Genomic DNA, 25,595 nt, shown 5'->3' with positions numbered 1-25,595 from the left:
AATCCAGTCGCTATGACCGCTGAGGCGTGTGATTTCTGCCATAGATCAGCACAAAATCACCACGCCTCACTCTTCATGCTTAACTAAACACGACCATTGTGACTGTGCCAAGGTATATGTAAATCGTTACGCATACTGTGATTGCATGGAAGATTCGCAGGGAGAAGTTCATATATATGATATTTATGGAGTAGACGAGAAACACGTGCAAGACAGGGTGCTTGTTGAGGGGTTCCTTCGGAACTCGTGTGAAGAAGCAGACCTAACAGTAGTTGGAGAAAAGTCACATGAATTTCAATCACAGGGGGAGGGTTTCTCTACTGTGCTACTCCTTGCAGAGTCTCATGTCGCTGTCCACAGTTGGCCCGAACACGATTATATGTCTCTGACCATCGATACCTGCTGGAGTTCAGATCGAACTATTGATTTTCTTGGATATTTTCTTGATAGGCTCGATTATTCATCAGCTCGTTCTCATACTGTCGGGCGGTCCTTCGAAATCACCGATGAACCGACCGGGTTAGAGTAAAAACGAATAACCCGATAAAGAAGGCTCCAATAAAGCCTTCTAAGCTGGCAAAACCGCGGATGTATAACGATTCTATATGGCCATCGGTTGGGAGGACAAACTGGACGAACGATTCCATACTAAATACAAGATACGAGAGTTGTGAAGGGCCTTGATCAGCATAAGGTGGGGATCGGCCGACCATTGTGAACATCAAAAAGAATGCGGCACTGAACAGTAGGATTGTTGTGCCGGCTGAAATCACAACAGAAGCTGGTCTTTCCCCATATCCACTCGTTATATCATAGAAGAAATTGAACCCTGCTCGTGCCCAGAGTACAGCAGACTTCTGGGGCGATGCAGTCTTTGCTCGGGTTAGATAATCGCGGCGCCGATAGCGGAGTTCCTTGAGGAAGAATTGAGAGGCCGACCTGTTATCCCCTGCATCTTCGGCTCCATTCTTTGCCTTTAGATACGTTGTTTCTAACTCAGAATTGTTTTGCTTCTGTTCAATCGGTGCTTGGTCACTGATAGTATGGAGGTTCCAATTTGGCGATAGATAACTACGGTATCTCGAAAAGTCGAAAAAGTCAAATTCGGTTCGATATACGCTAAGGTTCTTAAAGGGGTTTTTCCCGTTCTCAGTGGCAAAGCTAACACTGCCAATAGTGGCGTCCGTTAGATCGTAATAGATCTCCCCTTGATCCTGGCATGTGAGCTCGCCATCTTTGATATTCGCATCTGTGAAGTCTATTAGCCGATGTTTATTTTGGAGTTCCGACGATCGGGGGAGGCTTTTCTTCTGGTAATATATTTCATTACAGATCGCGCCAGTAAACGTTCCCTGGGTGAATGAGATCCCGTCTAAGGTGGTCTTACCCATCAATTTTGCACCGTCAAAACGGAAGCTTGGATCGCCATCAAATCGTGCACTAGTGAATATGAGTCCACCATTGATGCCAGAATCTTCAAAAACAAGAGTATTAGAAAATTCAGCTGAAACAAAACTCATCGACTCTTCTACAGAGACATTATCAAATCTCGACCAGCCGTTAAACGACGCCTCGTGGAATTTTCCAGTGGTAAACGAAGAATCTCTGAATACAGCACCGCCAAACTCAGCACGGTTAAAAACGGCATCAGCAAACGACGACTCCTCGAATTGAGCGATATCGTGGAAAGTAGCCTCATCGAATCGCGCTTTCTGGAAATCTACTTCGGTGAAGTCGCTCCACCCGCCAAATGTTGTGTGCTGAAATGCAGCAAGTGCTTCAAAAGAAGCCCCGTTTAGATCGATATTGGTATCGATTTGGGCATGTGACGCGACGAATTCATTGCGTGCAGTCATATTCGCAAAACGAGCTTCGCCGAAAAATACTACATCAGCAAAATAGGCACTTTCGCGAAAAATTGCGCTCTCAAAATCCACACCTTGCTGAATTGTAGCAGAGGCCATGGAAACGCGGGCATTGAACGTTGTCTCAGTTGCGAGAATCGTATCAATTGTAGCTCCATCCAGCAATAGCGGCCTTTCTACCGTAGTGTCTCGAATATCTAATGTACCGATGTGAGCACACCGCAGGTCAATCGGTTCTGTCGATTGATCGGCCCCGATTTGCCGGAGATCCAATCTATCAGCTCGCGCCCCATAGAGGGTTTCTCCATTAGAAAGAGCTTCACTGAGTATCTCCTGTTTGTTTGTATTATGATCGGAGGAATGGATTAGACAATGATCTCGATCTGCAGAGGTTGTTCGATCGCATTCTAACGAACCGATTTCAAGTAGCCGGAATTCCTCAGTGTCACGATAATTCTCTGGTTGAGGCGAGAATTCACAAGTAGTCATAGTTGGGGAATAGCTCTCAGAGAGACCAATGATGTGCCTGAGCTTCTCGTGCTCGTGTTATATGATTTTCTCCGGTAACTTGGGTTGGAGGCTGGTTCGGTTCGGTGACAAAGTCTTCGGGACCGCCCAGAAGTGCATTTAACGTCGCTAGATTACTATATGGAAGTCCTGCTGTGAAATCATAGCCTCCAGACAGAATCAACCCAAGACGTCCATCACAGTGGGTATTAGCAAAGTTTTGGGCCTTTCTTACGAGGTCTCCATATCCATTAGCAGTAAGATGCATCTGAGAAAGTGCATCTCCGAAATGAGCATCAAACCCGATTTCCAGTAACAAAATATCTGGACTGAATGACTCGGAAATTGGTTGAGCGATTTGCTCTACTGCGGCTTGATATGCATCGTCACCAGCTTGAGGGGGAAGGGGAATATTAACGGTTCGACCTCTCCCTTCTCCCTCCCCAGTATACTCTGTACCTCCAATATTGAGGAATTTTGTTGCATCTTCCTCGTGTATCGAAGTAACTAGCACATCAGAATCCTCATAGAATACGCGTTGCGTGCCGTCACAGTGATGTGCATCAATATCCCAGATTGCAACTCGGGAACAATCTGTTTCCTGTCGGATTGCTTTTGTCGCAATCGCGGTGTTGTTCAAAAAACAGAAGCCGTGAGCTCGGTCAGGTAGTGCGTGATGACCTGGTGGGCGTGTAAAGGCATACGCACTATCATATTGTTGCTCCCAAGCCAGTTCGGCAGCCCGGATAGCTCCTCCTGCAGCGAGCCTTGCTGCAGTCCATGTTTGATCAGTAATCTTGGTATCAGCACTTATAGATCCCGACCCTTTCCGAGATTGGCGATAAAGACGCTGGAGATACCGATTTGTATGTACCTGCTGTATGGAATCGAGTGAGGCACTTTCTGGCGTCACCTTTTGGATAACGTCGCCTATCAAAGACTCTTCACGCATCATATCGAGTGAATAGACTAATCTCTCAGGACGCTCTGGATGGGTCGTCCCTTGCATATACTGCGTGTATTTTTTATCGTACACTAGGGCTAGACTCTGATCGTACTCTGAAAACGACTCACGCTCTAGATATGTCATTTCATCCCCGTCTCCGGTTTGGCAGTACCTTCTGCGATGATTGTGTGCAGTTCACCGATTTGCGTATCATCTTCGACTAGGGTGACAACTCGTGACTCAATTATATCGACCGATGCAATTGGTTGCTGGTGTTTTTGTAAACTATTTGTTACGTACTCTTTGACAAAGTCCTCAACATCAAGTCTATTCAACTTTTTAGACAGGTCCATTTGTTCAGAATAGATCTCCCCATTCGTGTTAACAGAAATAATGTTTCTGGCAGTGTCGATCTGTAACCGGACAGTAATTTGGATTTCTGAATTGGAGCAACTGAATGCACCAACCGTCGTTACTGTGTCTGGGACGATTCCATGAGCGCCAAAACTGTCTGCTAACTCGTTAATGACCGATGCAATGTATGGATCTCCTGCAATGAGTGTATCAACAGTAGATGCAGATTGAGAAAGTTCCTTGACACTCGAGCGGAGTTCAGCTATCAGTTCGGTCCTAACTTTTTCTTTATTGTCTATCTGACCAGAAGCTAGGGTTGAGTCTTCATCGTTGAAGTCACCGGGTCTGAGGACCGACTGGAGATCCTTTGAGGAATCTATATTAGCGGAAATAAGTTGAGAAACAGGCGTATCATATCCAATTGGAACACTAACGGTTTGAATAGAAGTGTACCCAGACCGTAGATCTCCCGCAAAATAGCCCTGTTCGAGCGGGATACCTTGTATGAATGGAGGGACAATGTATGTGGTATCTGGAGTCATGGTGAGAACAGCTCCATCTCGTTCCACCCGAGAATTTGCCCCAAAGGCTCGAGCAGCTACTACTCCAGACAATAGCATAGCCGGCGTTTCATCAATCGTATCTAAATTTGCTAATGTCCCATCACTTCTAATTGCATATAGTGGGGCCTCGATATCTGCGCTCGATACAGCCTGCTTCAATTGGTCTTTTATTGAGTGATAGAGCTGCGAGAGTCTAACATTGGCTACAGCTGTTTTTGTCCGTTCCCGGAACCCCATTTCTCCTGAGACTTTATGTCCAAATCTGATTGAGGAAGCCGCAATTTCCGCACCAATATCCATTTCATAATCTGGATTCTTATGCCCAAACTTAGCAGAAACTACGGCGTTCTCTGTATCGGTATTGATCTCTGTTGGTGGTGGTTGAGTGACTTGCCCTTGTGGGGTCAAACCACCATCAATACTCTTAGTGTGATTCGCAATAGTCTCGGTCTCCACTGGCAGCCCATAGCCCGGGGCTAGGATCGCCGTGCAGCTTGGGAGTTCCCCCCTCTGATCTTGTGTGGCTAATTTCCCGATAGCTGCTTGGACTTGATCAACGTCACTGCGATCATTAGCAGAAAATTGAGAAAGAACTTCGGCAAGATCATCGGCGGTATTTATATCCGATAGAGTAGCATAGTCAGTGACTTCATCGTTCTCTATTAGAGCCCCAACCACACGTCCAAACTCAATCTCTAAATAGAGTATCACATCAATCGATACACAGAGATAAAATAAAGAATTTGGGTGGTTGTAGTGGGTTGATATGTACTAATCCTCCTGAAGTCTACTTCTTAATCCGTTCGACGGCCAAATCGACCAATAACAAAGAAGCGTATGTGTTTCAATAATGTCATTAAATAGAATCCCTGAGGTATGTTTTTGTGTTATGAGGACTCCAGTATCAGCCAAGATTAATATCAGTTCCTGATTGGATGGTGATCTACACGTGGATGAAGAACAATCGAACGACGCTGTGAATTCGTTATGGGTCTGGAATCTGGATGAGCCACATTCTAGCCCGACCTATCTCCACGAATACTGTTCACTGAATCCCTTTGACGTAACTGACGATATACCGTTTATGCTCGATTTTGGCACCGAGCCGAAATCACGCATTTCACAAGTATCTTCCCGGGTATTGACCTACGCATTTCGACACACCCCTGTAATTGTGCTGGGGGCGTTGCTCCTTTTGACAGTTGAAGCTGCGGTGACTGAGATCAACGGTTTAGAGGTCCTGATTCCTGGTCAGGTGGGGCTTGCTTCGATCGGTTTGGTTAGTGGGCTAGCCCTCTGGCTAGCGATTATTCTCCTCATCGCGTTCATCTTCAGTACCGCTGATGGTGATGAAGAGCTGCGGGAGATGACTGTCGAGTTAGTTCATGCTGGGATTTTCTACGGTGTGTTGTCGGTACTTCTGGTGGGTGCCGCTTGGAGTGCTTGGACAGTCTACTTTACCCCCATCAGTGACCTCCAGCCGAATATCGTCTACAGCTTTGGGTTTCTGTTGTTAGTGTACCTGGGGGGACCGCTAGTCTATGACGGAATGCGCCGAACAGAGACGTTATTCACTAACCTCAACAAGACTGACCTTCTCCAAACGAGTGCTGACGCAGATTCGTACGAAAACGTCTTTCTACCTCGTTTCTTGGACGCCTTTGCGATTGAAGTAGGCAATACCCCAGCGGTCATCTTGGTGAGTATCCTATTTGTTGCTCAATTTGTCGGAATCTGGCTGGTCAGCCGTGGGCCGTTCGTCCTTGATGCTCCAACATCACTGCTCATCGTCACGGCGATCGATATCGCGATCGTTGTTTTGGCTGTACAATTCGTACTTCTCGTCCGGTTTCTAAACGAATTACTCTCTGACAACGTACAAACCCTCCAGTACATTCCCGGCCATGAAGACGACGCAGGAGGGTTCCGTGACTTCGGCCGATTTGCGACACGTGTTAACTCGCTCTTAGTTCTAGCTGGAGTGTACTTGGTCTATCGGCTCCACGTGCAGGGTTCACGAGACCCGCTGAGTCCAGTAACGGAAGCAATGATCTCTGGATGGGACCCGTTGATCTGGGCGACAAGTTACGCAGTTCCGGTCGCTGTCTACGGGGCCGTTATTGCGATTTGGTTATACTTCTCCTTCTGGCAGATCCACCAAAAAATGGTCCGTGACAAACGTCGAGAAATACAGCGGGAGCGATCATCCGAGGGCCGGTCTAGAGAAGATATCGAGACCCTCCAGACTTACCGAGAGGCTCCGGAGTGGCCGATCAATGATCGGCTACTTGTGACTGTACTGTCGATCGATGCCATCTCGGTCATACTCTCGTTACTCTCGCTTGCGTAATCCTCTGCGGAGTCAAATCTTACAGGAGCTCCTTCGTTGCGCCGTAATGGGCAATCACGTACCCACCGAGGAAGAGCACGCCACCGATATTCGTCGCCAGGTGGTTCCCTCGGTTGATATACACCGCACCGATGACCATCCCTGAAATGAGGATACTGACACCGATACCGACCGCCAGATACTGCCAGCCTGCGTCGAGATGGAGAGCTTCACGGCCGCCGATCCCTTCTTTTTGACGCGTATCCCCATCGAGGAACCGTCCGGTGACGGCATAGTGAGCTCCGAGATAGCCTGTCCAAGCAGCGATAGCGGCGATCACAACGAGTACTGCCTGTCCATTTGAGGCCCAGATAAACCCTGAGGAGAGGCCCATTGAGGTCGTAGCAAGCCCCGCGAGAAAGCCTATGTGACCACGTTTGAGAAATATCTGGCCAACCATACTTAGAAAAGACTCTGATGGATAACGACGTGAGTCCATGCATAGCCTCCAACGCTGTACACACCAGCTCTGACCGCACTGATTACGCTTGGATCAATCACTGTAAGCGAAAACTGTGTCACTCCTGCTGCGATGCCGTAGATCCCAACGAGGCCAACGGCACTCCGAACCAATGGGTGGTCAGCGTGGAGTGACGCCTCAGCATCTCGGACTGGGTGTTCAACTGGCGAGAGGATCACCCAACCGTCGCGGGCGAGAAAGTAGCCGAGGACGAACAGACAAAAGCCAACGAATACGGCTAGTTCCTGTCCATCGAATGAATACAGACCGGCGATGCTGGAGCCAGCAACGACGAGCACGCTCCCTGCTATGAGGGAGGGCCAGTCTGTTTCTTGGGACATGCTTGGTAGGCTATATGTGGTTGCTGATAAATCTGCGGGGACAATGAACGCTTTCTGATACAATGCCAACGACACAAAGCAGTCTTCCCTACTCATTCGGTAGAGGACTTCTCTGACTCTGCATCGTTGGACTCTTTGACTTGTTCACGTGCCTTCCACTCTGCCGTGAAGAAGAACGTCGCAAACATAGCAAAGCCGTAGGCGACACCGCTGATAGCCCCAAGGACATGCCATCCCCCCAGCCCAATGAAAATCCCCGCTGGAAGGGATCTCAGAATTCTCGACTGCCGAGAGGGTGCAACAATCCAGTTAAACAATTCTTCACTGTATGTTATAAAGGGGATAATCCCAACCAAAACAGCATACGAAGGCAGGAGACCCCATTGTCTTGAGGCATATACTAGTGACCCGCCAATCAATAGGGCTGGCAACAGAAGTTCGACCGTGGGGAATCGCGGCAATTCTGGCTCTGCAGTTGCTGTTGCAAGTACGCTCGAACCAAATAACCCGAATGCTGTAATCCAGGCTGCTATTTGGATACTTGGGGCATTCAATTCAGCAATTGGTAACCCGGGCAATTGCTGGTACAGTGGGTGTGAAAAAGTAACAAGAAGTAGCCCGGCCGCTGGTAGAAGCCATCCCCGAGGTCGGGCTACCGGTGGTGTGTCCACATCCTCATCGTACTCGAAAACTTCCGATTCTAGGGCTCGTTGCTGAATGATGCTGGGGGTTCGACGGGCCATCTGGTACCAGAACCAGAGGCCATAGATCGCAACAAGATACGGCGTGGACGCAAATACGACCCAGAAGACCGACCGCACGATCATCCCGATCGCCTGGGAAGTCGGAATCCCATTGGGGATTACAAAGGCACTGACCCCGGTTAGGAATGTATCAATCGGAAATGGGCCGACTCCAGGCTGTATGAGTATCGGCAGCGGCACCAGTATCGTACCCAAAAGCAGGGCTAACATGAATCCCCACCCTGCTCCAAGCGGGGTGTCGCTAATTACATCATAGAACGGAGAATCAAAAGCTGCAGCCTGTTCGAATCTGTCGGCAAGAGTGATTCGTTGCTTCCCCATTCGTGATGTCCGGAGTGCTTTTGACCCGATTACTGCAACTATTGCGAGGATCTCAAGTACTCCCGGGTAAATTCGCAAAGTTGCTGTGAAACTTCCCATGATAAGAAGTGCAGAGAAGTAGACCGCCGTCACAGCTATGACCATTACATAGGTGCCAAACCGACGGAAATCGCTCTGATTGTACACTTCTCGGCGCTCGTCCTCTGTTATCCCAAATTTCGATAGGACGTTGAGGTATGTGCTTCCAGGGTGGCTGAGGGGGCTATTTGACCTCAGTTTCGCAAATATAATCAAGGCGAAAAATGGCAGCACAACGGCGATATTATGCGTCGTGAGGGAGGATTGGAGGTACTTTGGAGCTGTCTGTCCAGGGATACTGCTGATAAGGACATACTGTGCAATGACTGTAGCGACGGCAGCGAATGCATGGTAGAAGCTCGGATATTGATCGAATAGCTCGAGATCAAATCGCTGGTAAACCTCTTTGATCGAGAAGAGATGGATGAAATACATCATAGCCACACCGCTCCAGTAGAAGACGTCGATTCCACTGAATATCGGGCCAAGGATACTGGAGATACCCGCGATGGGAGTTGCCTGAATGGCTTCGAGTATTTGCTTCCCGTATAGAGCGAAAAGGCTCAATATGACTACGACCCGCTCGGTGGAGGCAAGCTTGTATACCCATTCTGCAACCTGTTTGGCCTTCCAGAGCATCCTGGGCCAATTCATTCGTTCTCACCTGCGTCCGGCCGATTCATATCTCGGTACTGGAGCAGTTGAGGTTGATCACCAGACTCCGTGACAAATACACTGTTCTCCCCGAATTGCCCGCCAAAGACGGTCATCGGATACGATTGAAAACCCTGTACCTCTCCGCTCGAGTCAATAGCCATTTCGATCGAATAGTCAGGACCTTTCGACTCAGGTGTGGCGATGGTCTGGATTCGGTATCCCTCCTCAGACTCAATGATGGACATGAACGTTGTCGATTGGTCAGGCTCGGGGAGCGTACGCCACCACTGTGGGTCACCAGATTTGTCCAGCCGAGCGATGTACCCCTGTTCGGGATTCTGATCACTGATTTTCCCGACTACAACAACATCACCGTCGCTGTCGTCTACCAACCGAATATCGAAAATTTTCCTTCCAGGGATACGCCGATGATACAGGAGTTCATTTCCCCTTACGACCATTAACGCAGTCGGACTGCCAGAATCTGTGTGTCTCTGGACGTTAGCAGCTAGCGTTTGACCGCTATATCGGACGTTGAAGGGATTGACACCATTCCCATATGTGCGGCTCCATTGTGGTGTCCCATCTGCAGTGAGTTGAACTACAGCCAGCCCTTCGTTCCATTTTGAATCGGCCGGGACCCCTGCGAGTAGTAATTCATCATCTGCAGGACGAGTGAACAGTTGTTGATCCCAAAGTGGAGTTTCACGCCAATGGGTCTTCGTCATTGACTGAATCTGCGCATCTCGGGTCAAACGGATGAGTCGATGGCCCGTGTCTCCGATAGTCTGGAGTGCAATGACACTGTCCCCAACCAGGGTGAGGTCGGTAATAGACTCAATTCTCGACGATTCAGTGTTGAATTTGTGGACCACAGTATCTGCCTGTGTCCCCCGAAACGCAACGTAGCTGGTTCCGTTGGAGCCCTGTTCGATTTTCCCTCCGACAAAACAGCGTCCCTCATCGGTAGGGAGTACGCAGTGAGGGTCCCCCGGAAGGTTCCACTTGCCGAGTTCTGGCCATCTATCTGCGGTATCCGGAAGTTGTGGGTTATCGATGGGCGTCGGTGAGGGTTTGATATTCGAGTATTGCTTGTGAGCTCTGGGTCCCCACAATCCCATCGCAGCAACTCCCGTGCCGGCCACTCCGAGGAACTGTCGCCGGGTAACCATCTGAACATGCAATTAACACGGTATCAGTTATGTGTTTCTCTGGAATATTCCTATTCTGCTACTACTCCAGAGAGCTCCACCTCTCTGCTAATCGTGTCTCGAAACGTGTCGAGGAGTACACGCAGACTACAAGGAACGTCGCTGCACTCGAGCGAGCGTCCGACCTAGGAATGGGGAAACATCCCAGGCAGGATGTCGAGTATTCGTCGTCGATGACGAGAAGGATGGTCGAGCGCGCGTGTCGCTTCTGTATGAGCAGCCCGAGCAGTACGATGTCGAGTTCTATCGGGATCAATTGTGTCGAGCTGCTGAATCTGTGCTCGCACCGGCTGGGTTCCGCCGGGAGGACATAGAGGCCCAACTGGCCGAACGGGTGGATGGATCGATAACATCGTTTGACTCGAAGTAGTTGAATTTAGGCTCTACACATCAGTGCTGAGCTCGCCACCACAGTAAACGACTGGGAGGATATGGAGTGTCGGCTCTGTTTAGATTTTCAACTAGTGCTAGATTTGGAAGGGGAGCCGGAAGTACTGCGATCTATCATATGACCGCAAGTTGGGTCTCTAACATACTCTTATTGTTAACGACTGATAGTCCATCCTACGTGCAGGATATTGTCGGAGCAAATTGTGCGTGCGGGTCGAAAGCTACTGATAATCGAGTTACCGACAAAGCAAACGAGAGCTGTGACACCTGTGGAAACCAATTAGTGAACAAGACGTTCTATGGCGGCGTTACGATCTCGATCTGTCGGGTTTGTAACTGAGATAGTGTGAGCTACGATTTTATTTTTCGAACTTCGTACCGCAATTGGAACAGTACTCCTCCGATGAATGCCGGCGAGATCCGCACACATCACATTCCTCTCGAATCGATGTGCCACACTCTGGACAATACGGTTCGTCGGTGACACCACGCCCACAGACCGGACATTGCCTGAATAGTGCTGTCCCACAACTGTCGCAGAACTGTTCATCACTGGTGACGAACTTCCCGCAGACCGGACATTCATTGGTCTCATCAGAATCTGTTTCTCCAATCTCTTCCTGTTCAGGTTCGGGTTCGGGTTCAGATTCAGGTTCAGGTTCCGGGATAGTTTCCCCGGTGAACAATTGCTCATCCTGAGGGATATCAGGTGTCTGGATTCCGTTGACGTATTTAGCAAACCAGCCACTGAGACTCTGACCGACAACAGTCCGAACTATATTTTGGAGTTTTTGATCAGTAAGCGGGCCATCGATACGATTCATTCGCCGGAAAACGTCCTCAAACGTTCTCTCACCGTTCGTCTCACGTCGAATTTTCGAGTCGAGAGCAGCTGTGACCCGGCGTCCTTTACTGTAGTGTGCGTTCGGGGCAGACCATCGGCCTGGATCGCTCAGTACAGAGTCACTGTGGCGATCAATTGCCAGAAACCGACGAAAGGCAGAGAAAGAAATTCGGCCCTCCAGATACGTGACTAGTGCAGCGTAGTAATTCGCGGTTCCTTCGACGAGCCAGTCAGTCGAACTGTCTGGAGTCCACTCCTGTCGGGTGTGGATATACTCGTGTACCCACGTATTATTCGCATTTCCAACTCGACTTGAGTCAACAGCCCAGTAACCATTGACTCCACTCTGAAGCCCACCCCAGCCCCAGTTAATATTCGAGGGCGCTGCAATCACCACAACTGCATCGTTCTTTCCCCCGACGTCGAGGTTGTTTGCTGCATAGCTTAGTGACGCTTGCACTTCACTGAGCGATGGCCTGAGAGATGCCTGTCCTGGGATTGCAATTCGGAAGGTCTGCCCACCAGCTCGAAACTGCTCTTCAGTGTGCGGACCGAGATAGACAATACTTCCATCCGAACTCGCAACTCCTTCCTGACCAACGTCAAATTCCCGCTGCAGATCGATCTCCGGGCCTGTATATCGCCATGATGTGTTGATGGGTGGATATTTCAGTAGGGCCCATCCACCGGTGTCCACGAATTCGTAGCCACCCGAATTCGTTCTATCTACGTCGTATCGAAATTGAATCCATGGATCATTAGTTACGCCATCCCACTCACATTGGTGCCGTTGAGAGTGCGAAAACCCACTGGTTGTTTCTGGGGACAGATAATCCGGAAACGAGAGTGTGAGTGACTCTAGACTTCGGTGGAGATCATACTCGGCATATAGATGGACAGTTCCCTCGGAGTCATAGTCGAGTTCTGCAGAGAGTTTTTGAGTAAATGTTCGAGCCATTATATGCCGTGTCGTAGTTCGGGAGCACGTTTTGCCTAGGGTATAATAAACCTACAACCTCCCGGACCTTTGTGACTAGAACTCCTGATAATGGGACATCTCGATGAATTGGAAGGCCATTCTTTTTACAATTGCAGAATAGTCATCGTTTGATGACGTCGCACCCTGTGCTGGTAGTCGGGATTGGCAGAGCAGGGTGCGATATTCTCGCTGAGATGGATGAGTTCGTTTCTAGGGAGGGGGTAGCGGACCGTTTTCAGTTGTTTGCCATCGACTCTAGTAGTCGCGACCTGCAGACATTTGCCCCAGAGTCTGCGACTACGTATGAGCTGACGACCGACAGTGATGCACCCAATCGAGATTTTGGATCGGTTCATTATCTCCAAGGTGACCACAACTTCGTTCCTGATGCGGGTACTTCTCGTCAACGCCCACTCGGCCGTTATCTCGTTGACTCGGCAGCAGACTCTGCCCACCTCTCAGAAGCTCTAACAGAACAAATCACTACATTGGCCGAAAATTGTTCTGCAACTTCTGAGCCACTGCAGGTCTGGATAGTGAATAGTTTGGGGGGTGGGACCGGTTCTGGAGCGTTCCCTTTCATTTCCATGTTGCTCCAGCAGTGCCGCCAAGAGGTCGCAAAGACAGTCGAGATATTCGGAATCGGTTCATTACCGAGTTTAAATCGGATTGAGGAGCGGATAGAGGCCCCTGAAGGGGAACCTGCCCACTATGCAAACGCCTACACAGCGCTTGCAGAACTCCGGAGACTAATGGACCTTGACGGCGACACGACATATCCGATCGAAATTGGTATCGACGCTTCGCCGGCTACCATCCGATCTGAATCGCTTTCGGTCCAGGAAAATCCGTTTGATGGCTATTGGCTACTCGGGTTCAACGAAACAGATCAATTTGATGCCACTGACGTTTCTCGAACTAACTCTCTAGGGGCGCAATTGGTCTATTATCTTGGGTCAACGGACTCCGATGAATGGTTTCGGCAAGGGCATTTGTATTCCATAGCAGGAGTCTCTGTTGAAGCCCCTACTGAACAACTCAAGCAGTATCACACTCTCAATCAGGAACTTGCGGACCTCGACGATGAGCTGGGTACGCTTCGGAAGCAGCGTGAATCCCTAACTAAGTCGGTTGAGTACATCGATTTCCTCTTGCATGCAGGTACTCACGGTCCAGTTAATGGAGATGAACCAAACCAGTCCAGCCCCGCGGAAACTCTAGGAGGGCCTAGGGAAGAAATCAAGTCACAATGTGAGGACATCGTTTCAGGTATTTCCACCACTTCCAACCCCAACACCTCGAGAATGGAAATATTTGAAAAGCAGGTTCAGGATTTGATGGAACAGCATGAGGGCCAAATCCCCGAAAATGTACCCACCGAACTTGCCATCCGACTTCTCTGTGCATCCTCATTACGGGACCAAATTCGAGAGAAGATTGTAACCCACCCCCTCCGCGGCTATCTCCAGAAGCTTCAGAGGAAGTGGTCTATAGAGGATATCAGTGAACCACCGGAGCCAGAGCTCACGGTGGATGAAGAATCTGAAATGGGATCATTTGAGGAATGGCGAGCGAGGCTACTCGATGAGCTTCAGGGTCGAGTCGAGGACTTACATGTGAGGATGGATGATTCCCTTCTTCCTGGTTTTATCTCAGGGCCACGCCAGCAGCTTTCCAAGCTCGAAACTGACCTCGAACGGGCAGACCGCTTTCGTAGGGAATATGAGAACCTCCGTGATTTTGAATCCGTTCTAACAAACGAAATAAAGAACTCGCGGTACCAACTCAAAGAAGAGCGAAGCCGGCTTGAAGAGAAAGCTGAAGACAAGCAGGAGGAGTGGGAAACAACCCAACAGCGTTGGTCGAGTCTCTCACAACAACAGTCGCAGTTAGCGGCGTCGATGAGGGAAGAATTGACCCAAGAGGGACGCCTCTCTGTACCACTCCAGTTTGAAGAGAGGCCGATCGACAGCGAACTCCATAGTTCGAATTTCACTACGTTATGCTCAAAGGAGGTGCTCAGTGAACAGGATCTGCGACAATCTATCGAAACGGCGATGACGCTACTGGAGGAACCGGTGGAAGATCTTGCAGAGTCACATTTCGGGAAAACCTCCGGAAAATTGGGTGTTATCGCCTCAGATAGTGACCATAGCCTTATCGAGGAAATCCTGCTAGAGGCCGATGATAGCGTCGACTCGCTTCAGCGGGAGCTCTACTACCAATTCACAGGTGTTGATGATTTAGTCAATGGGAAGCAGCATTGTTCACTCTCGCTTTTAGGATTTTACTCACCGATTTCTCTGGACTATACGAGTGAGTTCGAAACAATCCACGACTGCTATACTGACCCAGAAGCAGATGTTTCGTCGCTCCTGGGATCAATTTCGGATTCGGATTTAGAGAAGCGGTTTGCGTATCCTGACTTGCTGCAGTAAGTAGTTACCGTGACATCCTCCTCGCCGTAAACGGCGAGGCTTCCCCTACAGGGGGAATACCAGTCAATCGTCGCTGGAAGAGGGTTCCGACTCTTGAAACGCCGTGAGCGTCATCTGCGAGGGTGTCTCGCTCTGTTCACGGTGAGTCGTGGCGGTGTCACTACCGCTCCCATCCCGAGGCGAGTCATCGCGTTCCACCTTGTCAAGCGGGACGCTCTCTCCCCACGGGTCAACCCGGCGTGCGATATTCGCGGAAGCGTTGATGTCGGCCTGAAACGTCGAAACGTGACAGTCGTCATGCGGACACCGGAACTCGGCCTGCGAGTCCCGCCGACCGATACGGTGACACGAATGGCACGTCTGACTCGTGTACGCCGGATTCACATACTCGACCGAGATGCCAACCTCCGTCGCCTTGTCCTCGATGCGCCCTTGAAGTCGGGCGAACGCCCACGAATGAAGCCGGCGGTTCATGTACTTCCCGTAGTCGAGACGCTCACGGATGTACGTCAAGTCCTCCATCACCAACACCGGGTTCTCAAACTGTTTGGCGTACTTAACGGCTTCCCGAGACGCCTTCTCCACGATATCGGCGAGCGCATTCTGGTAATGATCGAACCGTTCGCCAGTACGCCACTCCGATGCGTCACGTTCTTGGAGTCGTTTCAGGGTCGTGTGCATCTCCTTTCGAAGATGCTTTGCTCTGCTTCCGCTACACACAAACGGGTCAGTCGGAGAACCGTCCTTGAGGGCACAGCCCGTGATGAGGGCGGTTTCTCCGATGTCTAAGCCGATGTATGTGATGTCACCGTCCGTTGCTGGTTCTTCGACTGGGTACTCGACGGTGACGTGCAGTACCCAGTTCTTCCGGTGTTTCTGAAGTCGTATCTCGCCTGCCTTGGCGTCCTCCGATACGAGATCGTGCCAGAGGTCCTCCTGTTCGGGATTGATACGGAGCGGTATCCAGAAGTTCGTTCCCCGACCGGGACGTGGAACCCACCACGTAAACTCGTGCTCACGCTCGTCGGAGTGGTCGAACTTCGCAGCCTGATTCGTGAACCGTAACGGGTGTTCGTTGTCCAACTCCTGCGCGTTGTACGTCTTGCGGAGTTTCGGGACGTAGTTGCAGAGGGCAGCCTTCGCCTGATACGGAAGGTCGTAGGGCGTCACGATGTCGCTCACTGCGGACATGGTACTTGCCCCGGAGTCGAACGCCTCTTGCAGACCGTTACGGTAGGTTTCGAGCAAGTCGTTGAGTTTCGTCTGCTTGTGCGCAGTGGGTGGCACGAACGTCGCCTGCAACGTCTTTGTGACGGTTGTGGACATCACTACTGGTCCTCCACGTACTCCATCAGCACGTCGATGCTCACCTGTCCAGTGGTGGCGAGGAAGTACCCCGGTTGCCAGAACGCGCTGTCGAGTGCCTGCCGAGTCTCGGGGTACTCGTCCCGGATCTTACGGGACGAGACGCCTTTGAGCGAGTTGATGAATTTGGTGAGATTCGTGGTGGGCTTCGCTGTAAACAGGAGGTGAACGTGGTCGGAACCGCCGTTGACGTTTTGGATGCTTACGCCGAAGTCCTCGGAAATGTCGCTGGCAATCTCACCTATACGTTCGGCTATCTCGTCGGTGAGGATGTCTGTGCGGTACTTTGTGACGGTCACAAAGTGATATTGAAGCGCATAGACGGTGTGCGACCCTTTTTCCAGGTTGTACTTCATTTGGCCATATTAATTTCGATACACCCAATTCTACTAAAGGTTTGTCGTCGTAGGATATTCGGCCTGCAACCGACGGTACAACGTGCGGCAGGTGTCGGCTTCACGCCCGCCCTAAAGGGCAGGATTCTCGCCTTGGAGAAAGATAGTCAGCGGCGCTCTCAAAGCCAGGGGATTGCTAGTCACACCTCTTGACAGGGGAAGTGAAAGAAATATATTTAAAACTCATGTCCGACAGGTTGGCATATGCGTGACAATCCGTTTTCGGGGCGGCGATACACTATCTTGGCTATCGTGATTACTCTAACCGTCTTCACAGCGAGCGCCGGCATTGCCAGTGCAGCTGTGAGCGGCTCGTTTTCGAGTACTTACGACGGATGGGAGGCCAGCTCAGACTCCAACCCTAGTAGCCATGAAATCGAGGTCACAGGGTCAGTCGAGGTAACTGGAGACAGTGCAGTCAGCCCGCAAATCGTCATCAGCGGCGCTGATAATACAATCCTTGACCAGAGCTCCGTTCAGGTGTTTGTCGAGGGAGATCGGTCCATCAACTTTGATCGATCAACTCGAGAGTCCTCGGTGATCTATCAAACCGACGAAATACCTGCAGATACGACTCTCCGAGTCGAATTCGTGGCTTACTACGTTGGTTGATCTGACGCAGGTGACGTTACTGTTGGAGGGGTCGATGTCAATTACGAAACGCCGGGGGGGAGTTCTCAAGAAGCGTCATTCACCGCAGAGAACGCACTGGAAAACCGTCCGGAGAATGTAATCAACAACTTGGCTGGGCAAGTTGACCAAGGAAACACACTCTCAACTTCACAGGAGATTCTCTCCTATGTCGGTATTATAGCCGTCATCTTCGTTGTGCTGAAAATTACTATGTCGATTATTGGCGGTGACGATGATGACGATATCGACATCTGATTGTTGATATCAACGCTGAGGAATCATAAAATACCCACCAACACTTAAGTCGCATTCGGGCTACGATGTCGGTACATGACGGATCCGTTACCGACGTTTACTATTGGCGTCGGCCAGGCCGGAATCACGATGATGAACACCCTCGCCGAGACTGTCGAGCGGAATGGCAGCGAGGAGTTCTTCGATTACTTTGCCATCGATACTGATGGCGATACGCTTGGAAGCGTTCCGTCGGGAACAACCCGTGTGCGACTCAACGTTTCTGATGCCCACCTTGACGAGGATATGGCTACCTACCCGTACCTGACTGAGGGTACGGAAGTGGGTGGGAAGGGGGCAGAACGACAGCGTCCTGTCGGCCGATACAAACTGGACAGCCGGGGTCATGAGACGTTTGATGACTACTTCGAATCCCTCTGGTACGATATTCTCGAACACTACCAGGAAGTGGACTACTCGTTCACGCAGGATCGGGACTCGTACAACATCTTCTTGCTCCACTCCCTCGGGGGCGGCACTGGAAGCGGGACCTTCCCGCTTCTTTCGGCAATGCTGAATCGGATCGCCCAGCGCATTGAAGATCAGAACGACAACGTTGACGTGTATGTCGGTGGGGTTGGTGTTGCTCCGCAGGTCGATTTCGACCCCGAGGTGACGAATCCACCGGGCGAGGAGATGTACTATCCCAACACGTACTCCGCGCTGAGTGACCTGAGTAACTTGCTTGGTGCTGACGCTGAGGCACTCGATATTCCGATTTACTCGAAGAGTTTCAGCCAAGGTGGAAGCCTATCCAACGTCGACGAGCGTGTCGAAGAATCGTTCACGGGTAACTCAATCCCGATCGAACGGGTTCCCTACAACGATTACTGGCTGGTTGGTGTCGACGAGAATCTGATTACCAGCGGGACTGGGACTGACTTCGTTGAGGGCTACCGAGATCAGATCAACAGCCGAGTCGCAGAGAGTATCTACGCGCTTTCCGAGATGGAGCAGTCTGTCGAGAATTGGTCCAGTCGGGCCAAAGGCACGGCCCCGCTCGGGACTGTTGGACATGCGCAGCTGCAGGTCCCGCACCAGCAGGTACGCGATTTCTGTGAAATGAAAGACGAGCGTGATGAGAAACAAACGCTTGTTACTGAGACGATACCTGACCAACTGGAAGACCTGCGTACAGAGAAGGACGAACTCGAGGAAATCAAACAGGACCCGGCTGCGATTAACGAGCTTCTCGAGAACGTTTCCGATTGGGAGGAGAATTACCGGGGTCGATTTGAATCCCAGCTCGGTGCTGGGAACGCGCTTGTTCGAAACAGCTCTACTGATGACGTCACCCGTGTCCTTGACGCCATCGAGGCAGAAGCAACTCCGGAAGCACCTGAAGGAGAGGACGCCGAGGAATCGGACGAGCCGGAGGATCTCGAAGATATCCGTGCAGACCAGCGGGCAGAACGGTTGCTGGTCGCAACGGATATTCTGGAAGAGATGTTCCAGGTCCCCAATGCGGCGCCCGCTGTCGAAAACCACTGGGAGGAGACCGTTTCGAAGCAGTGGCGTACATATGATATGGCAGGCCGGACGAAGTACGGGGGTAGCGCCACATCAACCCTTGAAGGGAAGGTAGAGGCCCTCAAGACTTTCTATAGCGAGAAAATCGACGAGTTCCAGGAGGAACTCGAAAATGTGGATCTCGGAACTGTTGGACAACTTCAGGAGGCCTTCCCACCATGGCACCCGCTGACCGAAAGTGACCGAGAAGCAGCAGAAAAGAAACTCGAGCAGCTGCGTGACTCTCGGGATGATCTGCTTGAAGCAGATGGTCGGTACCAGCGGGTGCAGGCGATGAAGGAGGCTGTTCGGAGCCGTCGGGGGCGGGCGAAGAACCTGCTTGATGATAAAATCAGTTCAGTGAATTCGCTGATCACTGCACGCGAAAACGAAAAGGAAGAAGCGAAGAACCGAATTGAGGCACTCAACCGGTCGATTGAGCAAGAGAAGGATGAACTCTCTAGTGAAGGTACCGGAAAACGGCTTGGAATCTTCCCGATCCGCCGCGATAAGCTGGATGATGAAGATCTCACTCTTCAGCGGGTCGATGACGAACTCAACAGCCTCGATGACTATGTAACCCAGAAATTCATCGACGAACGGAAGGTTAGGAACGGGATTAACCAGTGGCTCAATAATGCCACGAGCTGGGAGGAACCGGTCTTTAATATGAACTACTCGGGGACTGACCGGGATGAAGCGAAGAATACCCGGCAGGAGATGTGGTTGCTGTACCATGAGGACAACGAGGAGTATGCAGTCGAGAGCGTCGACACGATGATCGGGGGTACTACCCGCCGGTCGGGACCTGACAATCTGATCGACTATAGCAACGACCCCTACTCCATCTCGTTTGTCTCCTTCCATAACCGTGGGCCGGTCGAAGCACTCACGCTCTACCAGCGGCTTCGTAATATGGCCGATAACGGCCAACTCGACCCCATGACGGGGAAATACCGGGACTATCGCCAGGCGTTTGGCTATCCTGAGTGGTACGACCGGGATATTCGACTCGCATTCCAGATCAAGTCCCGAATGGAAATTCCGGAACCGCCGGAACTCGATATCGATCGAGTCGAGAAGGCCGATCTGAGCGAGGGCGAGAAGAAGAATTTCATCAAGCAAACTGGACTGGACACATACATGTGGCGGGGAACGATGTGGGAAGACTACGAGTTCGGTGATGATGATATGGTCTTCGACGGATGGGACCGGACACTGGAGGGGATTACCTTCACCAGTCTGCAACAGGCAACTCCCGATCCAGAGTTGAAGAGTCGCTGGCTAGCGGGCCAGGCAGACTGGAGTGACATCCTGCAGAGCTACAAGGAGAATCTAGAGGAGCGAGAGCAGCTCCAGATCACGTTCGAATAGCGCATCTTCGGTTCGAGTATTTTATGCTGTTAATCTTCACTTCGCTCACGGTCCTCCTTCGTTCGATCACTAACTAAACGACGCGGGTCTAATTCCTCCAGCTGCCCCCACAACTCCACTAATCTCTCGCTCCGATTCATCAACGAGATCTACAAGAGCAACACGAATCCCCGTTTCAACCAGCTGCATACATTCTTAGCAGTGAAACTTGCCGTCCCAATAGGATATTATCCTTAATCCCTGCGCTGTTGCTGAATGCGTCGTACATCGTTTCGACAACCCTGAGCGTTTTTCCCTTCCCGCCTCAGGACACTGCACAGTACGCGATTCCAGACCTCAGTCATACCGTCTCTACCTCTTCGAACTGGCTGTACCACTCATCCAGGCTGTCGACGCCAGAGGGGAACAGTTTCGCATACTGGTCATCCTGCTGTTCGTATTTTTCGACCTCGTTCTCAGTTAGATCCTCAACAAACCGTTTCGAAACAGCCTTCTCCCTCATCTCCAACACGTATTCTCTGATTTCAGAACTGTCTGCATTGATTCGGTCAAGAAGAGCAACGACTGACTCACCGCGCACAGTCTTCATACAAGTCTTGCACTTGAACTCGATCTCAGATTTGAACACATTCTCCTTGACCCCGTTTCCTGTATCATACATTTCGTACATCTTTTCGTGGACTGGAGCGGTTTCACTTCTCCAGCACTCCGGACACTCAATGATGTGTCTCTCCAACTCATCGCGCATCTCTTCAAACAGTTCCACCTTCTGCTTATTCAACACTCCCTTAAGCAGAATCGCCTCGTCTTCATTTCGTACCTCCAGCTCAAACGGTTCATGACGCCGCTTCCGAAGCACCCGGGACTCCAAGTCTTTGACCAACTCCAATTCCTCTTCCAGGCTCATACCTGGCAGAAAGGTTTCTCCATATTTACAACTGCTGCGGCTGCAGCTTCTCCACGCTTTCACTTCCCCGGTATTCCTCCTCGAATATACTCCTGCTACGAATATACTCCTGCTAGGAATACTCGTTGGAACTATCCAGCTTGACGGCTTTGAACTAGTTCAAATCGATCTTCATCTTGCAACTGCTGTACTTACCGCTGTCCGATTCTCCAGCACTTCTCAGCCACTTCATTCTCGAAAGAACGGATAAATAGAATTGCGAGTGTAGAATTATTAAGTTTACCTCGGTATAGATGTGTGAGTAGTTCCGCTGCTCTATTGAAATCCTATTGAGAGATACCGTGGTACAGTACCCGTCCGCCGACGTAGACGATTACTATCGTAATACCGATTGATAGCAGAAAGATGCCTCCCCTAATCGCCTCCCGGCGGGACATTGCCACATCCACGTACGGGAATTGTCCAGACCACCTACCACATACCTGTGCGACTTGGATGATAGCAACGAATAGGATTCCACCCACAGCGACGAAGCCAGCAAGAAACGCTCCGAACCAGAGGGTAGTGAACGGATCACGATAATCTAACGCCAATCCTGCGACGATTGTCGTAAGCCACGGTGACATGAGCAATAGAGCACAACCAAGCGCGACAAGGCGTTGCGTCCGTGGTAGACGAAGTATTCGAGTCCGGTGAAGCACTGAATGATTCGAAAGGGCAAGTCCGAGGACCACCAATGCGAGTCCAAATTGGACGGTAGACCAGTCGTACAATCCCGCCGAGACGGCATTAACTGGGACCGACTCTATCTCCGGTGCTAACGGAGGGAGCCGCTGAGCGTAAACTAAGAAAAGATGATAGCCAACGAAAACAAGCGGCAGTTGAATTTCGTCCGGGTACCGTTCCACGAACGACTGGGTCATGTCTGTTCGTTAATGAGCAGCTCGAAAATAACTACTGGTCCTCCGGTAGGCGACTGGTCATCCTCCAAATCCTGAACTTCAGTTTTGTCACAATACAACGCCACAATAGCAACAACAGGACATAATTTTGGATTGTATTCCTGTCGAGCTTGACAATTACGTCATCTGTACTTACCGAAGGTACTCACCACATCGGGGGAGTTCTCATCATCCAACCGGGAGTGAAATAGCCGGAAAGTGGGGTGCCTACCGAACGACTGCTTCACGCCAGGTTGTACCTGACAAATTGGATTTCACCAGAGCCACCACTGCCCATCCGCCGTCGATGTGCAGGCTCTCCACAGTCAGCGAAAAGTTTTCCGTCCATGTGCAAAACTTGCACACAAGATGGGCGCAAGCGACGATCCGCGACGGGTTCACTTCCAGTCGCCGGAGTTTCTCGTCGACCGCCTGGACGCGTTCGCGGAACTCTTCGACACAGACCGGACGGATCTGCTTGTCGAGGCGATGCGCGAGTATATCGAGGATACTGCGGAGAGTGAGACGTTCCAAGAACTCGTCGCAACGAAGTACTACGACGACCTGCTCGAGTTCAAGACAGTGAAGCGGTTGGTCGGCGCCGAGACAGGCCAGCGACTCCGCCTCCTCAAAGCGGATCTGGAGGATGAGCCACTCGATCTTGATGCCCCCGACGATGTCGACGTCTACGATGGCGACGCGACAGCGGTCGAGCCCGCTGCCGACGAATAATGAGTGGCCGGCGACTGCGAACCGTCGTCGCCGACACCAGCGCCCTCGTCAGTCTCGCCGTGGCCAGTGCGGACGCAGCCGCCGACTCCGACATTCCGGGCCCGTTCCAGTATCTCCTCACCTCGTGTGACGTGTTCGTGCCGACAAAAGTGGTCACTGAACTCCGTGACATCACGCAGTATCAGGATAATCACGGCGTGGCTGCGAACAACGGCCTCGCAGCCCGTGGCCACTACACAGCCGAGCAGTGTTCAGAGAGCGTCGCCGGCGGCAAGGCCGAAAGAATCCAGCGTGACCGCTACGGGAGCGGCACAGTCACAACGTGTCTGTTGCCGGACCCCATGTCGACGGCCGCACCCGCGACGTCGTCGACGACAGCCCGGACCGAAATATCGCTCTCAAGGAGGTTCCATCAAGCCAAATCTCCGTCGCAGCACTCGCAACGTCCTGCCCGCGAAACCACGAGGACCATCTCGTCACGACGCCAGCGCCGTGTCCCCATTCTCCACTCCCTCAATACGGAAACTCGCCAACCCAAGTAACAAATGCACCAAACAGCTATGTTCCAACAGTTCCAACACTAGTCTATGTCGAGCGGCACCATCGATATCGACGAGTTCGAGGATGCCGACGCCGACGAATTCGAGGAGCGAAATGATACCGAGCGGATCGTGCTGTTCCTCGACGAGCACGATGATCGTGCGTGGAAGGCGGCGACAATCGCCGAGCGACTCAGCCTAGAGACGGACGCTGTTAGTGCGATTCTCTCGCGCCTGAAGGAACGCGGACTCGTGCGGCACAAGCGACCGTACTGGGCGATCACGGACGACGAGGAGCGACTCCAGTCTGCCTATCGACTCCACCGACACCACGAGGCGGCAGCCGACCAGTACGGTGAAGAACGCCTTGAGGAGCTCCAGACCGAGGAGATGGAGGACGTGCAGTGACGGACTTCGAGGACTGGAACGCGGCGATATCGTTTGGGCGAGTGATCCACTTTCGGAGAACGGTCGTCCGATACTCGTGCTTGAGGACCCGCAACTCTCGACCCACGGGACGCAACTCATCACGATCCTGCTCTCCTCGAAGACCTATCACGAAGACTCACTCACGCTCCGGGACGACGACTATGAGGGCGAGCCACTCGGGGAGCGAAGTCATGCGCTCCCGTGGTCGCTCGGGACCCGCAACAGTGCGGCTGACGTCGAACACTACTTGACCGCACTCGTCGACGACCGCACCAAGGATGTGGCGGGTCAGGTGACCGACTACATTTCGTCGTAAACAGTGTGATCGAACGGTTCGGAGGGTATCAACTACGTGAGCCTGGTCGCGACGAAGTACTACGACGACCACCTCGAGTTCGACCCGCTCAAGCAGTTGGTCAGTGCCGAAACGGCCCAGCGGCGCCATCTCCTCAAGCGGAGCTCGAAGAGGAGCCAATCATCACCAACTGAAGCGACGATGGAGACACCGATTACTGACGGTGGCGTCGATTCGTCAGTTCCAGGTTCGACACCAACAGGGTGTATGATGAAACTCCTCGGTGAGAACTGGTAGTCACAGCAGGCTGCGACTAGTTACTTGCCTGATAGAGCACCGACTGCTGCGGCGGTAGATACAACCGATCACACAGGGCGTGACTGCGTTATACCAGCGAGGATGACGCCGGGCGGGCCAGCCAGCGGTGCCAATCACAGCGGGTCTGATGGGTGACTACCCGTCGTAGGCTTGGAGCTTCGTGAGGACAACACGCAGCGTCTCTTGGCAGAACTCCTCGAAAGCCGACTTCGGGCTTTCGGCGTGGATGATTACGACGGCATTTCCAATACGGCTCAGGACAACTGTCTCCATCGAGTCGCCCGTCATCCCGGTTGCCATCGTTACTGACTCACCAGAAATCGAATGGCGAGTGATCTTCGACCCATTCGAGCGAAGTGCGTCAGTGCGATCTGTAACCCAAGCCGAAGCGGTGTCGGTGGACTCGTGGATAGTGATTGCGGCCCGAAGCGCAGTCGGCCCTGGTTCTGTTGCGCTATCAGTCCGTTCGAACGTCCGACTGCTCGTCTTTGGGAGGCCGGAGCCTTGTGTTTCGTCGATGCGGAGATAGCCATCGACCGGCAAGTCCGAGGAATACGGAAGAGACGACGACGGGCTGAACGACTCTGGGAATCTAGCTGACTCGGAGACACTCCCGCTGTTGTTGTCGGCCGTTTCACTTTGGGTCTGGCTGGGTTCCGATGCAGTGGGGTTCACACCGTCTGTCGCAGTTTCGACAGGGGGCTGGTCAGTGGGTGTCTGACCGCCCAAGACGGAGCTACAGCCGGCCAGCGACACC

General features: G+C 51.7%; 22 protein-coding genes. 10 read left to right on the top strand and 12 right to left on the bottom strand.

Annotation, left to right across the window (positions count from 1 at the left end; all coding sequences use genetic code 11):
- Nucleotides 1-145: 145 nt before the first annotated feature.
- Nucleotides 146-529, top strand: coding sequence for an S-adenosylmethionine decarboxylase family protein (locus BMZ83_RS13410; RefSeq protein WP_074879568.1), 384 nt, complete (start codon nucleotides 146-148; stop codon nucleotides 527-529).
- Here the strand turns inward: BMZ83_RS13410 and BMZ83_RS16485 are convergent.
- Genes BMZ83_RS16485 through BMZ83_RS16480 form a run of 3 tightly spaced genes read right to left on the bottom strand, consistent with a single transcriptional unit; the run spans nucleotide 501 to nucleotide 4,946 of the window.
- Nucleotides 501-2,354, bottom strand: a complete 1,854-nt coding sequence (locus BMZ83_RS16485) for a pentapeptide repeat-containing protein (RefSeq protein WP_143076976.1) — start codon at nucleotides 2,352-2,354, stop codon at nucleotides 501-503. The genes BMZ83_RS13410 and BMZ83_RS16485 overlap by 29 nt on opposite strands.
- 16 nt (nucleotides 2,355-2,370) lie before the next feature.
- Nucleotides 2,371-3,408: a histone deacetylase family protein gene (locus BMZ83_RS13400; RefSeq protein WP_074879564.1), complete on the bottom strand. Its 1,038-nt coding sequence runs from the start codon at nucleotides 3,406-3,408 to the stop codon at nucleotides 2,371-2,373.
- 50 nt (nucleotides 3,409-3,458) lie between these two features.
- A complete protein-coding gene (locus tag BMZ83_RS16480) occupies nucleotides 3,459-4,946 on the bottom strand; it encodes a hydantoinase/oxoprolinase family protein (protein WP_143076975.1) in 1,488 nt (495 codons plus the stop codon).
- Between the two features lie 238 nt (nucleotides 4,947-5,184).
- Here BMZ83_RS16480 and BMZ83_RS13390 point away from each other — a divergent pair, with 238 nt between their 5' ends.
- A complete protein-coding gene (locus BMZ83_RS13390) occupies nucleotides 5,185-6,585 on the top strand; it encodes a hypothetical protein (RefSeq protein ID WP_143076974.1) in 1,401 nt (466 codons plus the stop codon).
- Nucleotides 6,586-6,604: 19 nt separating this feature from the next.
- On the opposite strand, the gene BMZ83_RS13385 is transcribed toward BMZ83_RS13390, so the two are convergent.
- From BMZ83_RS13385 to BMZ83_RS16465, 5 genes are all read right to left on the bottom strand, one after another.
- On the bottom strand, nucleotides 6,605-7,024 hold the full coding sequence (locus tag BMZ83_RS13385; protein ID WP_074879554.1) for a hypothetical protein: 420 nt from the start codon (nucleotides 7,022-7,024) through the stop codon (nucleotides 6,605-6,607).
- 2 nt (nucleotides 7,025-7,026) lie between these two features.
- A complete protein-coding gene (locus tag BMZ83_RS13380) occupies nucleotides 7,027-7,425 on the bottom strand; it encodes a hypothetical protein (protein ID WP_074879551.1) in 399 nt (132 codons plus the stop codon).
- 92 nt (nucleotides 7,426-7,517) lie between these two features.
- Nucleotides 7,518-9,227 carry a hypothetical protein gene (locus BMZ83_RS16475; protein ID WP_143076973.1) on the bottom strand — a complete coding sequence of 570 codons (1,710 nt, stop codon included), beginning with the start codon at nucleotides 9,225-9,227 and terminating at the stop codon, nucleotides 7,518-7,520.
- Between the two features lie 11 nt (nucleotides 9,228-9,238).
- Nucleotides 9,239-10,417 carry a twin-arginine translocation signal domain-containing protein gene (locus BMZ83_RS16470; protein WP_143076972.1) on the bottom strand — a complete coding sequence of 393 codons (1,179 nt, stop codon included), beginning with the start codon at nucleotides 10,415-10,417 and terminating at the stop codon, nucleotides 9,239-9,241.
- Between the two features lie 788 nt (nucleotides 10,418-11,205).
- Nucleotides 11,206-12,387 (bottom strand): double zinc ribbon domain-containing protein, encoded by a 1,182-nt coding sequence (locus BMZ83_RS16465; RefSeq protein ID WP_166623292.1) that lies wholly within the window; start codon nucleotides 12,385-12,387, stop codon nucleotides 11,206-11,208.
- Nucleotides 12,388-12,800: 413 nt separating this feature from the next.
- Here BMZ83_RS16465 and BMZ83_RS13370 point away from each other — a divergent pair, with 413 nt between their 5' ends.
- Nucleotides 12,801-15,107, top strand: a complete 2,307-nt coding sequence (locus tag BMZ83_RS13370) for a tubulin-like doman-containing protein (protein WP_074879545.1) — start codon at nucleotides 12,801-12,803, stop codon at nucleotides 15,105-15,107.
- Nucleotides 15,108-15,170: 63 nt separating this feature from the next.
- Here the strand turns inward: BMZ83_RS13370 and BMZ83_RS13365 are convergent, their stop codons facing one another.
- Nucleotides 15,171-16,433, bottom strand: a complete 1,263-nt coding sequence (locus BMZ83_RS13365; RefSeq protein ID WP_074879541.1) for an RNA-guided endonuclease InsQ/TnpB family protein — start codon at nucleotides 16,431-16,433, stop codon at nucleotides 15,171-15,173.
- A 2-nt stretch (nucleotides 16,434-16,435) separates the two neighbouring features.
- Nucleotides 16,436-16,828 (bottom strand): IS200/IS605 family transposase, encoded by a 393-nt coding sequence (tnpA, locus tag BMZ83_RS13360; protein WP_074879538.1) that lies wholly within the window; start codon nucleotides 16,826-16,828, stop codon nucleotides 16,436-16,438.
- A gap of 243 nt (nucleotides 16,829-17,071) precedes the next feature.
- Between tnpA and BMZ83_RS16460 the strand changes: the two genes are divergently transcribed.
- A complete protein-coding gene (locus BMZ83_RS16460) occupies nucleotides 17,072-17,479 on the top strand; it encodes a hypothetical protein (RefSeq protein WP_143076970.1) in 408 nt (135 codons plus the stop codon).
- Between the two features lie 351 nt (nucleotides 17,480-17,830).
- Nucleotides 17,831-20,677 (top strand): tubulin-like doman-containing protein, encoded by a 2,847-nt coding sequence (locus BMZ83_RS13355; RefSeq protein WP_074879536.1) that lies wholly within the window; start codon nucleotides 17,831-17,833, stop codon nucleotides 20,675-20,677.
- A 340-nt stretch (nucleotides 20,678-21,017) separates the two neighbouring features.
- On the opposite strand, the gene BMZ83_RS13350 is transcribed toward BMZ83_RS13355, so the two are convergent.
- Nucleotides 21,018-21,584 carry a hypothetical protein gene (locus tag BMZ83_RS13350; RefSeq protein ID WP_074879533.1) on the bottom strand — a complete coding sequence of 189 codons (567 nt, stop codon included), beginning with the start codon at nucleotides 21,582-21,584 and terminating at the stop codon, nucleotides 21,018-21,020.
- Between the two features lie 1,310 nt (nucleotides 21,585-22,894).
- On the opposite strand from BMZ83_RS13350, the gene BMZ83_RS13345 reads away from it, so the two are divergent.
- The 5 genes from BMZ83_RS13345 to BMZ83_RS16455 are packed head-to-tail and all read left to right on the top strand — an operon-like array spanning nucleotide 22,895 to nucleotide 24,817.
- Nucleotides 22,895-23,257 (top strand): hypothetical protein, encoded by a 363-nt coding sequence (locus BMZ83_RS13345; RefSeq protein ID WP_074879529.1) that lies wholly within the window; start codon nucleotides 22,895-22,897, stop codon nucleotides 23,255-23,257.
- Nucleotides 23,257-23,799 (top strand): hypothetical protein, encoded by a 543-nt coding sequence (locus BMZ83_RS17255; RefSeq protein ID WP_241729590.1) that lies wholly within the window; start codon nucleotides 23,257-23,259, stop codon nucleotides 23,797-23,799. The genes BMZ83_RS13345 and BMZ83_RS17255 overlap by 1 nt, the downstream gene beginning before the upstream one ends.
- A 45-nt stretch (nucleotides 23,800-23,844) precedes the next feature.
- Nucleotides 23,845-24,204 (top strand): MarR family transcriptional regulator, encoded by a 360-nt coding sequence (locus tag BMZ83_RS13335; RefSeq protein ID WP_074879528.1) that lies wholly within the window; start codon nucleotides 23,845-23,847, stop codon nucleotides 24,202-24,204.
- Nucleotides 24,205-24,217: 13 nt separating this feature from the next.
- A complete protein-coding gene (locus BMZ83_RS13330; RefSeq protein ID WP_074879586.1) occupies nucleotides 24,218-24,541 on the top strand; it encodes a PemK-like protein in 324 nt (107 codons plus the stop codon).
- Between the two features lie 36 nt (nucleotides 24,542-24,577).
- Nucleotides 24,578-24,817 carry a hypothetical protein gene (locus BMZ83_RS16455; protein WP_143076969.1) on the top strand — a complete coding sequence of 80 codons (240 nt, stop codon included), beginning with the start codon at nucleotides 24,578-24,580 and terminating at the stop codon, nucleotides 24,815-24,817.
- Between the two features lie 156 nt (nucleotides 24,818-24,973).
- Here the strand turns inward: BMZ83_RS16455 and BMZ83_RS16955 are convergent, their stop codons facing one another.
- Entirely contained in the window at nucleotides 24,974-25,138 is a 165-nt protein-coding gene (locus tag BMZ83_RS16955; protein WP_166623291.1) for a hypothetical protein, read from the bottom strand.
- Between the last annotated feature and the right edge of the window lie 457 nt (nucleotides 25,139-25,595).

It is taken from the genome of Halolamina pelagica (assembly GCF_900115675.1).
Classification (GTDB): Archaea; Halobacteriota; Halobacteria; order Halobacteriales; family Haloferacaceae; genus Halolamina; species Halolamina pelagica.
The sequence above is the reverse complement of the archived record's forward strand: the minus strand, read 5'-3'. Positions and strand labels throughout refer to the sequence as shown.